Origin of the sequence: Aeromonas sp. Marseille-Q5825 (genome assembly GCF_946892685.1) — a bacterium.
Classification (GTDB): domain Bacteria; phylum Pseudomonadota; class Gammaproteobacteria; order Enterobacterales; family Aeromonadaceae; genus Aeromonas; species Aeromonas rivipollensis.
Genome location: NZ_CAMPOU010000006.1, coordinates 282,650 through 296,732 on the forward strand (window position 1 = coordinate 282,650; position 14,083 = coordinate 296,732).

The 14,083-nt window shown below is 62.3% G+C and carries 10 protein-coding genes; 7 read left to right on the forward strand and 3 right to left on the reverse strand.

Annotated elements, in window-relative coordinates; all coding sequences use genetic code 11:
- Positions 1-196: 196 nt before the first annotated feature.
- Positions 197-1,120, forward strand: coding sequence for an LpxL/LpxP family Kdo(2)-lipid IV(A) lauroyl/palmitoleoyl acyltransferase (gene lpxL / locus OC537_RS16245; protein ID WP_262112801.1), 924 nt, complete (start codon positions 197-199; stop codon positions 1,118-1,120).
- 106 nt (positions 1,121-1,226) lie between these two features.
- A protein-coding gene (locus OC537_RS16250) for an IS3 family transposase (RefSeq protein ID WP_262112803.1) occupies positions 1,227-2,446 on the forward strand; the annotation gives its coding sequence in 2 pieces (ribosomal slippage) (positions 1,227-1,575 and positions 1,575-2,446; 1,221 coding nt in all).
- A gap of 63 nt (positions 2,447-2,509) precedes the next feature.
- Here OC537_RS16250 and OC537_RS16255 read toward each other — a convergent pair.
- The 3 genes from OC537_RS16255 to OC537_RS16265 all read right to left on the reverse strand — a co-directional run bounded on the left by OC537_RS16255 (position 2,510) and on the right by OC537_RS16265 (position 6,284).
- Positions 2,510-4,489, reverse strand: coding sequence for a bifunctional 2',3'-cyclic-nucleotide 2'-phosphodiesterase/3'-nucleotidase (locus OC537_RS16255; RefSeq protein WP_262113326.1), 1,980 nt, complete (start codon positions 4,487-4,489; stop codon positions 2,510-2,512).
- Between the two features lie 127 nt (positions 4,490-4,616).
- Positions 4,617-5,237, reverse strand: a complete 621-nt coding sequence (gene lysE / locus OC537_RS16260) for an L-lysine exporter (RefSeq protein WP_106885093.1) — start codon at positions 5,235-5,237, stop codon at positions 4,617-4,619.
- Positions 5,238-5,501: 264 nt separating this feature from the next.
- A complete protein-coding gene (locus OC537_RS16265) occupies positions 5,502-6,284 on the reverse strand; it encodes a LuxR family transcriptional regulator (RefSeq protein WP_106885094.1) in 783 nt (260 codons plus the stop codon).
- Between the two features lie 64 nt (positions 6,285-6,348).
- Here OC537_RS16265 and OC537_RS16270 point away from each other — a divergent pair, with 64 nt between their 5' ends.
- The 5 genes from OC537_RS16270 to OC537_RS16290 all read left to right on the forward strand — a co-directional run bounded on the left by OC537_RS16270 (position 6,349) and on the right by OC537_RS16290 (position 14,036).
- Complete coding sequence (locus tag OC537_RS16270; RefSeq protein ID WP_111913449.1) at positions 6,349-6,975, forward strand: acyl-homoserine-lactone synthase; 627 nt, start codon at positions 6,349-6,351, stop codon at positions 6,973-6,975.
- 239 nt (positions 6,976-7,214) lie between these two features.
- Entirely contained in the window at positions 7,215-8,114 is a 900-nt protein-coding gene (locus OC537_RS16275) for a LysR family transcriptional regulator ArgP (protein ID WP_111913447.1), read from the forward strand.
- A gap of 100 nt (positions 8,115-8,214) precedes the next feature.
- The gene (locus tag OC537_RS16280) at positions 8,215-10,251 is read left to right on the forward strand and encodes an exoribonuclease II (RefSeq protein WP_262112811.1); all 2,037 of its coding nucleotides are present in this window, start codon (positions 8,215-8,217) and stop codon (positions 10,249-10,251) included.
- 673 nt (positions 10,252-10,924) lie between these two features.
- Positions 10,925-12,853, forward strand: coding sequence for a PTS mannitol transporter subunit IICBA (locus OC537_RS16285; protein WP_262112813.1), 1,929 nt, complete (start codon positions 10,925-10,927; stop codon positions 12,851-12,853).
- Positions 12,854-12,890: 37 nt separating this feature from the next.
- On the forward strand, positions 12,891-14,036 hold the full coding sequence (locus OC537_RS16290; RefSeq protein ID WP_262112815.1) for a mannitol-1-phosphate 5-dehydrogenase: 1,146 nt from the start codon (positions 12,891-12,893) through the stop codon (positions 14,034-14,036).
- Positions 14,037-14,083 lie beyond the last annotated feature (47 nt).

A 14,083-nucleotide genomic window follows, 5' to 3' on the forward strand; every position in this document is an offset into this window, starting at 1 on the left:
CCGGGACGTGAAAAAAGCACAGCCATGCCCGCCACGGCGCCCCCGTCTGACCCCTCTGACCAGGTGATGGCGATTCGCACCCGCCCCCGTTTTTCGGATAGAATCCCCAGATTGCGAGTGACAGCCTGTCCACGGGCACCGATCCCCCCGTGTCGGCTGGGCTCCCTCCTTTGCCTTTGTGAACAAGAGACTCTTCATGGCCCAAGAACATGCTCCCCGCCTCGAACCCCGTCTGTTCCATCCCCGTTACTGGGGCAGCTGGTTCGGTCTGTGCCTGCTTTGGCTGCTGGTGCTGCTGCCCTGGCGCAGCCAGATGTGGCTGGGTCGCCAGCTCGGCACCCTGGCCCGCAAGCTATTGAAATCCCGCGTCAAGATTGCCCGTCGCAACCTGGAGCTGGCAATGCCCGAGCTCAGTCGGGATCAGCGGGAAGCCCTGCTCAAACAGAACTTCGAGAGCGTGGGCTGCGCCATCTTCGAGGTGGGCATGGCCTGGTTCTGGCCAGATTGGCGGATGCGCCGCCTGATGAAGGTGGAAGGGGAAGAGCATGTCATCGACGCCATCGAAAAGGGTCAGGGCATGCTGCTGCTCTCCTGCCACTTCCTGACGCTGGAGCTCAATGCCCGCTGCTTCGGCCTGGTGCGGCCCGGGGTCGGTGTCTATCGCCCCAACACCAATCCGGTGCTGGAGTACGCCCAGTATCACGGTCGCTGCGCCTCCAACAAGTACCTGGTGGATCGCATGGACGTGAAGGGGATGATCAAGGCACTGCGCAACGGCGACGCCCTCTGGTATGCGCCTGATCACGACTACGGCAGCCACGCCAGCGTCTTCGTGCCCTACTTCGCGGTGGAGCAGGCGGCCACCATCACGGGCACCGCCACCCTGGCCAGGGTCAAGAACACAGTCACCCTGCCCTGCTACAACATCCGTACCCAGGAGGGCTACACCCTGCACATAGGGTCGCCGCTGGAAGGCTACCCGAGTGGTGACGACCTGGTCGATGCCGCCCGCGCCAACCGCGAGATTGAGGCCGCCGTGCGCAAGGCCCCGGAGCAGTACATGTGGCTGCATCGCCGCTTCAAGACCCGTCCCAACCCGGACGACGCGGGTTTCTACTAAGGCCCCTTCCCAATGAAAAAGCCCTCGCACTGCGAGGGCTTTTGCTATCTGAGTGTCCCGTCCTGAATATGGTTTACACCTTTCCCCCACATAAATGGAGAGCCCGATGGGACAAGGTGTGAAACGGACACAGCGCGATTACTCGCTGACTTTTAAACTCGCGCTGGTCGAGCAGATTGAAAAAGGCGAGCTCACCTACAAACAGGCTCAGGCCCGTTATGGCATTCAGGGTCGCTCCACCGTTCTGGTATGGTTGCGTAAACATGGTCGGCAAGATTGGAGCCAGGGGGCTTCTGTGCGCGCCGGCAGGAGCATCACCATGCCAGACCCCGACAACCAGACGCCCGAACAGCGCATCAAGGAACTCGAGCAGCAGCTGGCGCTGATGAGCCAGAAGGCCCAGTTCTTTGAGGCCGTCGTCGATGTGCTGAAGAACGACTACGGCGTCTCCATCGTAAAAAAGCGACCCGGCAAGTCCTCTCGCAGCGGCAAGTCGAGAGGCTGACCATCGTCAGGGCTTGCCTGTTTCTGGGGATAAGCCGTCAGGCTTACTACAAGCGCAATCGGGTTGCAGACGAGCGCCATGCACAGGGGCTGCAGGTGGTGCGCTTCGTGCGCAAAGTTCGGCTGCGACAACCGCGGGTGGGCACCCGCAAGCTGCATTATCTGCTGCAGGGTCAGGATGATGGCGGGCTCAAGGTCGGACGGGACAGGCTGTTTCGGATATTGGCCGAGCACCGCCTGCTGGTGCAACCCAGGCGGGCGTATCACAAGACCACCCACAGCTTTCACCGTTTCTACCGTCATCCCAACTTGCTCAAGGCAGGGCCTAATCAGGTCACGCCGGTGGTTCCGGAGCAGGTCTGGGTCGCCGACATCACCTATCTGCCAGCCAGGAGCGGGCCGCTGTACCTGAGCCTGGTGACGGATGCTTACTCACGCAAGATAGTGGGCCATCACGTGCACGAAGGGATGCACGCCGAGTCGGTGGCGATGGCGTTCAAGAAAGCGCTGAAGCAACGGCGTGGCGGCGGGGAGCTTATCCATCACTCGGACCGTGGCGTGCAGTATTGCTCGGGGCTGTATCAGTCATTGCATGAACGGCACGGGGTGAAATGCTCGATGACGGATGGCTATGACTGCTACCAGAATGCGTTGGCAGAACGGGTGAACGGAATTTTGAAAGGGGAGTTGTTGTTGCAAAGCCCGCAGGACCTGGCGCAAGCGAGGGAGATGGTGCGTGAGGCGGTGGATATTTACAACCTGGAGCGACCGCATCATGGGTTGAAATACAGAACCCCCGATGCAGTGCATCGGGGGTTCTGAGTCACGTGAAGCTAGACGAAAATGTGTAAACCTATTTCAGGACTAGACAGAGGTTCACCACCATTACTGGCGGATCAGGCGGTAGATGGCGTAACCGGGATGCTTGGCGTCATCCATCGCCAGGGTGGACTTGTACGCCAGATCCGCCCCGGCCAGGGCCTTGGCCTCATCGCTCGGCGAGGAGTAGAGCCGCACGTCAACCCCCACTGGCAGCGCCTTCATGTGCCAGTTGTTGTTGGCCGCCGGGCTGAAGCCCGCCGGATTGGCAGCAGACTGGGACTTGAGGTACTGGGCGATGATCTCCCGCGTCTCGAAGGGATCTTCATGCACTATGTTGCTGCCATCAATGCCCGGGAAGTGACCGCCGCCGCTGGCGCGGTAGTTGTTGGTCACCACGTAGAACTTCTGGGCCGGATCCACCGGCTGACCGTTGAAGGTGAGGCCGCTGATGCGCTGACCGTCGCTCACCTTGGTGCCTTCCTTGCTGTAACGGGCCGGCTGGGTGATGTCCACCTCGTAGCTCACACCGTCGATCACGTCGAAGTTGTAGGTGGGGAAGCTTTCGTTCACCAGCCACTGCACCTCTGTCTTGCCGGTGTCTATCTGGTTGAACTGGCCGGCGCTCATCTCCAGCCACTCCTTGACGGTGGCCCCGTTCACCTCGACCACCTGGAGGGTGTTCGGATAGATGTAGAGATCGGAGACGTTGCGCAGTGAGATGTCCCCCTGGGCCACATAGGTGAAGTCATTGATGCCGTTGCGCCCGCCGCGGAAGGGGGCCGCCACCGACAGGATCGGGTAGGGCTCCTTGAGCAGACCGTCTTGTTGCAACTGCTCGGCGTGCTGACGCTGGGCATCGCTCACCAGTTGCACCGAGGGGTCGTCCTGCACCAGGGCGAAGAAGCTGTGAATGGGAGAGGTGATCTTGCCCAACGGCTCGTCCAGCCACTGGTTGGTGGCGTCGTGATCCGCCTGCACCAGATCCACGACCCGTTGATCCACGGCGCTGCCTTCGCTTGAATCTATCTTGCGCAGGCTGGCCTGGCTCTGCTTCACCTGCCACTTGCCGTTCACCTGCTCCAGCTTGAGATCTATGATGCCGAGGTGGTTACCCCAGTAGCCGGGCATCACGGTCGGAATACCGCTCAGGGTGCCGGCCTTGTTGTCCACCTCCGGCAGGTCCGGGAAGTCGCCGGGGAAGTTCTTGTGGGCGTGGCCCAGCATCAGGGCATCTATCCCCTTCACCTTGGCCAGGTGCCAGGCGGAGTTCTCCATCATGGCCTCATAGCTGTTGGCATTGATGCCGGTGTGGGCGACCACTATCACCAGATCGGCACCCTTGGCGCGCAGCTCGGGCACGTAGTGGTTGGCGGTCTCGACCATGTCGGCCACCACCACCTTGCCTTCCAGATGGCGCTTGTCCCACTGCAGCACCTGGGGCGGCGTCAGACCCAGGATGCCGACCTTGACGGTCTGTGACTGGCCCTTGTCATCGGTCACCTGGCGCTCCAGCAGCAGATAAGGGGTGAACTTGTTGCCGCTCCAGTCAATCTGTCCCTTGGCGTCGCGCTTGAAGGCGCCCGCCTCGAACACGTTGGCGTTCACATAGGGGAACTCGGCCCCCGCCAGCACCTTGCCGAGGTAATCCAGGCCGTAGTTGAACTCGTGGTTGCCGAGGTTGCCCGCGTCATACCCCAGCTCGTTCATCGCCTTGAACACAGGGTGGGCCTGCTTCTCGAGGTAGCCGGCACCGGACTGCTCGAAGATATAGTCCGCCAGCGGCGTGCCCTGGATCAGGTCACCGTTGTCGAGCAGCAGGTTGTTGGGGTTTTCGGCGCGGGCGGCGCGGATCAGCAGGGCGGTGCGGGAGAGGCCGAACTTGCGGTCTTCCTTGTTCTGGTAGTAGTCATACCCCAGCACGTTGGAGTGGATGTCGGAGGTCTGGATCAGGCGCAGGGAGACTGTCCCCGGCTGCGCCTTGCTGTCATTTTCATTGCTGCAGGCGGTCAGCAGCACGATGGCGGCGATTGCCCCCAGCTTCATGGAGTTATTCACTGTTTTTTCCCTTTTATTATGAGTAACGCTTTACCAGCGCCGGGAATTTAACAGACGAATATGTCAGCAGATGACACCGGGACTCATTTTTATGAAGCCCGGCACAAAAATAGCCTTATGAGGCCAGCAGAGCCCCGCTGGCCAGCTTGACCGCCAGCACCAGCATTATGATACCGACAACCATATCAATGACTTGCTGCACCCTGCTCCGGGCAAGCCAGGGAGAAAGCGCCGCCGCCCCGAAGGCCAGCCCATAGAACCACACCAGAGAAGCCAGCATGGCACCTGCGGCGAAAGCGGGTCTCAGATCCTCGGCAAACTGGCTGCCGAAGGAGCCGAGCAGCATCAGGGTATCCAGGTAGACGTGGGGGTTGAGCAGGGTCACCCCGAGGGTCATGGCCAGCACGCTCTTGACCCCCATCAGCTGGGGAGAGTCCGCCAGGGCCGCCCCCTGCCCGCGCCAGGCACTGCGCAGGGAGCGCACCCCGAACCAGCCGAGAAACAGCACGCCGCCCCAGGTCAGCAGCGCCAGTCCGATGGGGCTGGCCGCCAGCAGGTTGGCACCGCCAAACACCCCTATTCCGATCAGCACGAGATCGCACAGGCAGCAGAGGGTCGCCGTCAGCAGATGGTGGTTGCGGTGAATGCCCCGGCTCAGCACGAAGGCATTCTGGGCACCTATGGGGATGATCATGGCAAGGCCGAGGGTAAAGCCCTGCAGTGTGGTCGCAAACATGGACAAACCTTTGTGTGGGAGATCTGGGGGCACTATAAGGGGAGGCGTGGAATCAGAGAAATTCATTCATTTTCTGATGCATTCAAAAAACTGATAAGGCGGGGCGAAAAACGACATCTGGCAGGCTGTCAATTGCAGGATCTGACAATTGTGGCCCCGGAGGCCCGCCCCGAGAATCGCCAAAGTGACGGGATCGGCTTGGGACACTGGGTGATGGCGACAGAGGAGATGCCGAGCGACAGGGCAGCGTCGCCCGGCCGGCATTCACTGCAACAGTCTGGGGAAGTTGGTGACCACCACCTGCTCCAGATTCGGCAGCAAGATACCGCTGCTGACCCCCTTGGCGATGGCCTGGTAGCGATTCATCGACCCCGTCTTGCGGGTGACCTGGTTGAGGTGGTAGTTCACGGTGCGCTCGGTGATCCCGAGGATGCAGGCGATCTCCCCCGATGTCTTCCCTTCGCTGGCCCAGAACAGGCACTCGGTCTCCCTATCCGTCAGGGCCTCCTGGGGATCCTCCTCCCTCATGCTTTGACGCACTATCCGGATCGCCGCCTCGAAGATGTAGTTGGACATCCAGGAGAGGATGGGCGAGGACTCCAGCAACAGGTCACTGGATGCCCGCTCCCGGGTGATGAACGACAGTATGCCGTTCTCCCCCGTCGCCCCGTGCAGCGGAAACGAGATGCCGTTGCGCAACCCGAACTCCGCCGCCAGCCCCATCACGTCCATGCTCCCCTCTTGCAGGAAGCGCGCCTTCTCGTCCAGCCGGTTCCAGTAGATGGGCAGGGTCTGTGTGCGGGCGAGCTGGATGATGGGATCACAGGCCAGCATGTTGTTCACCGTGTAGGCCTGCACCCAGGAGTCAGGGCACTGGTTGAACAACACCACCTTGGGCCTTTGCATCGACATGGGCAGGATGAGCGCAAAACGATAGTAGTCGTAGCCCATTCCCAGGGTGAAGCGGCCGATCAGCTCGGCCAGCCGGTTTCCATCCGTTACCAGCGTGAAATGTTCCAGATACTCAAGCAGTTGGTCGCGTGTCATAGGCTAGCCTCCCCTGGCCAAGGCCTTGGATTATAGCGCCTAACCATGAAATGGAGAGACATGAATGCTTGTTTTCAAAGGAAAATTGAAAGAACACCCCAGATGGGAGGTCGAAAACGAGCTTTATCGCTTTCGCAAGCGCGTCTTCTCCGATCGGCTCGGTTGGGACGTGGAATCCCACCGGGGTCTGGAGCGGGACAGCTTCGACAAGCCCGATACCCACTGGGTGCTGATTGAAGATGAAGAGGGTCTGTGCGGCTGCATCAGGCTGCTCAGTTGCGCCCAGGACTACATGCTGCCCAGCATCTTTCCCGGTGCCCTCGCCGGCGAGCGTCCCCCGCGCGGCGCCGATGTCTGGGAGCTGACCCGGCTTGCCATCGATGCCGGCCGCGCTCCCGCGCTCGACAACGGCATCAGCGAGCTGACCTGCGTCATCTTCCGCGAGGTTTATGCCTTCGCCAGGGAACAGGGGATCCGGGAGCTGGTCGCCGTGGTCAGCCTGCCGGTGGAGCGCATCTTCCGCCGCCTCGGCCTGCCCATAGAGCGGCTCGGCCACCGTCAGGCGGTGGATCTGGGGGCCGTGCGCGGAGTCGGGATCCGCTTCCAGCTGGACGAGCGCTTCGAGCGCGCCGTCAACCGTCCCCTGCGGGGGGAGTACGCCCCGGCCGGAGAGCTGCTCGGCATGAGCTGACCCCATAAAAAAGTCCCGGGCTGACACCCGGGACCAAAACTCTCGCTATGGCCCGTTTCCACCCCATGCAAAAACGGACTGAATGAGTATCTTATGAATCTCATCTTATCTCTACTGTCACATCTCACAGTGACAGCTCGGGATGCCCCCACGCAGTGCCCGCCGCCGGGCCAGGTTGTTCTCCCGCCCCCGCTCCAGTAGCATCCTTGCTCAATCCCCTTCTCTGATAAGGAATGCTGATGAAGACGCTGGACTACAAGCTGCTGCTGGCACTGGATGCCGTGATGCAGGAGCAGAACTTCGAGCGCGCCGCCCAGCGTCTGCACATCACCCAGTCCGCCATCTCCCAGCGCATCAAGCAGTTGGAGCAGCAGTTTGCCGAGCCGCTGATCATCCGCAGCCAGCCCCTGCAGGCCACGGCCCTCGGGCAGAAGCTGCTGGCCCACTACCGTCAGGTACGCCAGCTGGAACTGGAGCTGGCGGGCGAACTTTCCCCCAGCGAGCCCCAGGCGCCGATCCGGGTCAGCATAGCCGTCAACGCCGACAGCCTGGCCACCTGGTTTCTGCCCGCCCTGGCGCCCCTGCTGGAACAGCACCCCATAGAGCTGAACCTGCTGGTGGATGACGAGAGCCGCACCCTCGACAAGGTGCGCGAGGGCCAGGCGTTCGGCGCCGTCAGCCTGCAGCCGCAGGCCCTGGCCGGTTGCTGCGTCGACGAGCTCGGCGAGATGCGCTATCTGCTGACCGCCAGCCCCGCCTTCGTCGCCCGCCACTTCCCCCACGGGCTCACCCCGGCGGCGCTGGCCAAGGCACCGGCGGTCGCCTTCGATCAGCGCGACGACATGCACGTCAGCTTCATGGCCCGCCACTTCGCCCTGGCCCCCGGCGGTTACCCCTGCCACACGGTGCGCTCGTCGGAGGCCTTCGTCGCCATGGCCGAGCAGGGGCTGGCCTGCTGTCTCATCCCCGAGTTGCAGATCCGCCAGCAGCTCGCACAGGGGCTGCTGCTCGATCTCAGCCCGGATCTCCACCTGGTCGAGCGCCTCTACTGGCACCGCTGGGTGCTGGAGCGGGGGCTGCACAAGCAGATCTCATTGCGCCTGATCGAGCAGGGTCGCCGGGCACTGCAACCCCGCTGAGCGGGCCATTCACCTTGGCTTTGGAGGGGTAAAAACGTATAGTGCTGGGCGATCCTTCATCAGGTCTCCACCCAGGTTTTCCACTTCAGGTTCCTCACTTATGTTCCAAGACAATCCGCTGCTGGCCCAGCTCAAGCAACAAATCCGCGAAAACATCCCCAAGAAAGAGGGTGTGATTCGCGCCTCCGATCGGGGCTTCGGCTTCCTGGAGGTCGATGAGAAGACCAGCTATTTCGTGCCGCCTCCCTACATGAAGAAGGTGATGCACGGTGACCGGGTGAGCGCCCTGATCCGTACCGAAAAAGAGAAGGAAGTGGCCGAGCCGGATGCCCTGCTGGAGCAGGCCGTGGTCCGCTTCGTCGGCCGCGTCAAGATGTTCCGCGACCGCCTCAACGTGGTGCCTGATCACCCCCTCATCAAGGACGCCATCAAGGCCCGCGCCAAGAAGGGTCTGGACGAGAAGTCCTTCAAGGAAGGGGACTGGGTGGTGGCGACCCTCAAGCGTCACGCCCTGGTGGATGGCAACTTCTCCGCCGAGATAACCCAGCTCATCGCCGACAAGGACGATCACAACGTGCCCTGGTGGGTAGTGCTGGCGCGCCACAACCTGGCCCAGATCGAACCGGCGGACCTGCCCGAGTGGAACGTCATCGAAGAGGAAGAGCTGCCCCGTCGCGATCTGACCCAGGTGCCCTTCTTCACCATAGATGGCGCCAAGACCAAGGACATGGATGACGCCCTCTCCATCCGCAAACTGGACAACGGCTGGGAGCTGCTGGTCGCCATCGCCGATCCGACCGCCTACGTGGCCGAAGGCAGCGAGCTGGACCAGGAAGCCGCCAAGCGCGCCTTCACCGTCTACATGCCGGGCCGCAATGTGCCCATGATACCGCGCACCCTCTCCGACGAGCTCTGCTCCCTGAAGGAGGGCGAGGAGCGCAACACCCTGTGCGCACGTCTGCTGATCGCCGAGGATGGCCTGCTGCTGGAAGAGACCGAATTCTTCGCCGCCCGCATCGTCTCCCACGCTCGTCTGAACTATGACGAGGTCTCCGACTGGGCCGAGCACGGCAAGGCGCTGGACATAGACGCCGGCGTCCTGGCCCAGCTGCCGCTGATGAAGGCCATGACGGAGGCGCGTATCAAGTGGCGCACCGAGCACGCCCTGGTGTTCCCGGACCGTCCAGACTACGACTTCGAGCTGGGTGAGAACGGCGCCGTGCTGGCAATCCATGTGGAGCCGCGCCGCATCGCCAACCGGATGATCGAAGAGTCGATGATAGCCGCCAACATCTGCGCCGGTCGCGTGCTGGGCAAGAGCGTCGGCTACGGCATCTTCAACGTCCACACAGGGTTCGATGAAGAGTCCCTCGACGGCGCCATCGACCTGCTGAAAAGTGCCGAGGCCCCGTTCGAGAAGGAAGAGATCGCCAGCCTGACCGGCTTCTGCGCCCTGCGCCGCTGGATCGACAGCCTGGACACCCGCTGGCTGGACGGCAAGATCCGCCGCTTCCAGAGCTATGCCCTGATGTCCGCCGAGCCGGGTGCCCACTACGGCCTGGGGCTGGATGCTTACGCCACCTGGACTTCCCCGATCCGCAAGTACGGCGATATGGTCAACCATCGTCTGCTCAAGGCCGTCATCGCCGGCAAGACCCCGGGTGAGCGCCCGAGCCAGGAGCTCACCGAGCACCTGACCGAGTGCCGCCGCCTGCACCGCAGGGTGGAGCGCGACATCGGCGACTGGCTCTATGTCCGTTACCTCCAGGCCGCCGCCGGTACCGATCAGGTGTTCAACGCCGAGATCATCGATGTGATGCGGGCCGGCCTCAAGCTGCGTCTGCAGGAGAACGGCGCCGTGGTCTTCATGCCCGCCCGCCACATCCTGGACAACAAGGACAGGCTGGAGTGCAATTGGGACAACGGTCGCGTCTACCTGGACAAGACAGAAGTGGTCTATGAGCTTGGCCAGATCATCGAGGTGAAGCTGAGCGAGGCGGTGGAAGAGACCCGCTCCCTCATCGCCAAACCGGCGGTGGCCCTGGTGCCGGGTCCGGCACCGGAAGCACCGGCAGCCGAGAGCACAGCAAGCGAGAGCAGCGAGGCTGCGGCCGACGCGGCCCCCAAGGCGGAATAAGCCCCGCTCCCCTGCACGCCAAGAGCCCGCAATATTGCGGGCTTTTTTTATGGGCACGGCAACCTGGGCAGCAGCCTCAGGGGGTGTGGATGGGCTGGGTCGGCCTGTGCTTGTGGCTGTGCCGACACTCCCATTTTTCGCAGCGGGTATTGGCAGGCGTCGCCAGGGAGACCAATCAGGGCCTGCCAAAGGAGGCGGGACAGCACCCAAGTGGCCGAAAGCGCGGGGAGCAAAACTGAAAGTGGGTTACAAAACCACTGATTCATTGATTAGTAGTCGATGATGATGCGAAATCCATCGCCACCACCCTCTGAATTGCCGTCACCAGGCATGCTCCAATTGGCTACAAATAAGAGATTTGTGATGGCAATCACATTGACACAAGGTTTGCGCAAACAACAAAGCGTGATCCGAATCACATTAAAAAGCCGTTCACGACGGGAAAGATCGAAATGTAGCCAAACTACAGCGCCTGAATGTGATCGGCATCACCATGAAGGGAGGGGGGAGGTCGGGGTATTTGAGAGCTGGGTCACAAGACACCCCGTTTTCAGCCTAATTTGATCACAAGCTGGTAGATTGAAGTTGCTTAGACGACAGGGATGGGGGTTCGGCAAAACCCGTCATCCCGACTACCACTTTCAATCACACAGGCTTAAAACGGGGTCCCGACATGTTATCACCGGATACCAAAGTCAAGATACAGAATTTTGGACGCTTCCTGTCCAATATGGTCATGCCCAACATAGGCGCCTTCATCGCCTGGGGCTTCATTACCGCCCTCTTCATCCCCACCGGCTGGCTGCCAAACGAAACCTTGGCCAAGCTGGTCGGCCCCATGATCACCTACCTGCTGCCCCTGCTGATTGGCTATACCGGCGGCAAGCTGATCGGGGGTGAGCGGGGTGCAGTGGTCGGTGCCATCACCACCATGGGCGTCATAGTGGGGACCGACATCCCCATGTTCATGGGCGCCATGATGGTCGGCCCCCTGGGTGGCTGGGCCATCAAGCGCTTCGACAAGGCGATGGAAGGTCGGGTCAAGAGCGGCTTCGAGATGCTGGTCAACAACTTCTCCGCCGGCATCATCGGCATGTTGTGCGCCATCCTCGCCTTCTTCGTCATAGGTCCCTTCGTCAAGGTGCTCTCCGGCGCCCTGGCCGGTGGCGTCGACTTCCTGGTCGCCCACGGTCTGCTGCCGCTGACTTCCATCTTCGTCGAACCGGCCAAGATCCTCTTCCTCAACAACGCCATCAACCACGGCATCTTCTCGCCGCTGGGGATCCAACAGGCCACCGAGCAGGGTCGCTCCATCTTCTTCCTGATCGAAGCGAACCCGGGTCCGGGTCTGGGGGTGCTGCTGGCCTACATGGTGTTCGGCCGTGGCGCTGCCAAGCAGTCCGCCGCCGGTGCCTCCATCATTCACTTCTTCGGTGGCATCCACGAGATCTACTTCCCCTACGTGCTGATGAACCCGCGCCTCATCCTGGCGGTGATCGCCGGTGGCATGACAGGGGTCTTCACCCTGACCCTGTTCAATGCAGGTCTGGTCTCCCCGGCCTCCCCGGGCTCCATCTTCGCCGTGCTCTTGATGACGCCGAAAGCCTCCCTCATCGGGGTGCTGCTCTCCATCATCGCCTCCGCCACCGTCTCCTTCCTGGTCGCCGCCGTGTTCGTCCGTGCCCAGCAGCCGGAAGCCGACGAGGCCGATGCCCTGGGTGAAGCCACCCGCAAGATGAAGAGCATGAAGAGTGCCAAACCCGAGACCACTGCGGCCAAGAAGCCGGGTGCCGAGCTGACTGCGGTGCGCAATATAGTGGTCGCCTGCGATGCTGGCATGGGCTCCAGCGCCATGGGCGCCGGCCTGCTGCGCAAGCGGGTGCAGGCCGCCGGGCTCAACATCAGCGTGACCAACCGCGCTATCGATCAGCTCGATGATCAGGTGGACTGGGTCATCACCCACAAGGATCTGACCGAGCGGGCCCGTCGCCATGCGCCTCACGCTCACCATATCTCCCTCTCCAACTTCCTCGACAACGCCCTCTATCAGGAGCTGGTGCAGAACCTCAGCCTGGCCAGGGCCGCCAACGACGACGTGGCCAACCCGCAACTGCTGGTGGCGGCCAACGACGACAGCTACGAGCCGCAGGCCGCCGAGGTCTTCACCCTGAGCCTCCAGGACGTGCACCTGGGCCTCAAGGCTGACAACAAGGAGGCCGCCATCCGGGCTGCCGGCAAGCTGCTGGCGGAGCGGGGCTATGTGGCGCCCGACTACGTCAACGCCATGCTGGAGCGTGAGCAGCTGGTCTCCACCTACCTCGGCGAGTCCATCGCCGTCCCCCACGGCACCATAGCCGCCAAGGAGCACGTGAAGCGTACCGGCATCGTCATCTGCCAGTACCCGGCCGGGGTCGCCTTTGGCGAAGCCGCCGACGAGGTGGCGCGCCTGGTGATCGGCATCGCCGCCCGCAATGACGAACACATTCAGGTCATAACCCGCCTGACCAATGCACTGGATGAACCCGGTCTCATCGACCGGCTGGCCAGCACCCAGGATCCCCAGGAGTTCCTGGATCTGCTGGGGGCCGAACAGGCTGCCTAATCGTCCTTCATCGTCTTTGGTTGTAGAGGTTAATATCATGAAAACATTGCATTTTGGTGCCGGCAACATAGGCCGTGGCTTCATCGGAAAACTGCTGGCGGACGCCAGCCATCAGGTCACCTTCGCCGACGTCAACGAGACCCTGATCGATCAGCTCAATCACCGCCAGGAGTACAAGGTCCACGTGGTGGGCACGGATCAGAAGCTGGACGTGGTGCGCAACGTGGCCGCCGTCAGCTCCGCCGGACACGAGGTGATCGCCCGCATCATCACCGCCGATCTGGTGACCACTGCGGTGGGCCCCAACATACTGGACAAGATAGCCAGCACCCTGGCCAAGGGGCTGCAGGCCCGCTTCGATGCCGGCAACCTGACCCCGCTGAACGTCATCGCCTGCGAGAACATGGTGCGCGGCACCAGCCACCTCAAGCAGGAGGTACTCAAGTACCTGCCGGTCGCGTATCATGCCACCCTCGACAACTGCGTCGGCTTCGTCGACTCGGCGGTGGATCGCATAGTCCCCCCCGCCGCGGCCAACGATGATCCGCTGGAAGTGACGGTGGAGAGTTTCAGCGAGTGGATAGTCGACCAGACCCAGTTCAAGGGGGCGTTGCCCCAGGTGGCGGGCATGGAGCCCACCGACAACCTGATGGCCTTCGTCGAGCGCAAGCTGTTCACCCTCAACACAGGGCACATAGTCACCGCCTACCTCGGCAAGCTGCGGGGCTATCGCACGGTGCGGGAGGCGATCGAGGATCCGCTGATCCGCAGCAAGGTGCGCCGCGCCATGGAAGAGAGCGGGGCCGTGCTGGTGAAACGCTACGGCTTCGATCCGCGCCTGCATGCCGCCTACATAGAGAAGATCCTGTCCCGCTTCGCCAACCCCTATCTGGTGGATGAAATCGACCGGGTCGGCCGTCAGCCGCTGCGCAAGCTGGCGGCGGGGGACAGGCTGGTGAAGCCGCTGCTCGGTACCCTGGAGTACGGCCTGCCGAGCGACCACCTGCAGGAGGGCATAGCGGCGGCGCTGCACTACAACAATGCTGACGATCCCCAGGCGGTGGAGCTGCAGGCCCTGCTGGCGGAGCTGGGCCCGGCCAGGACCCTGGCCCGGGTGACCGGGCTGGATGAAGGCAGCGACATAGTGCGCGCCATCGTCTCCCGTTATGGCACCTTGAAGTGACCCCATGGGGCGCACTCGCCGGCAGCCCGAGCGCATGGCGAGTGACG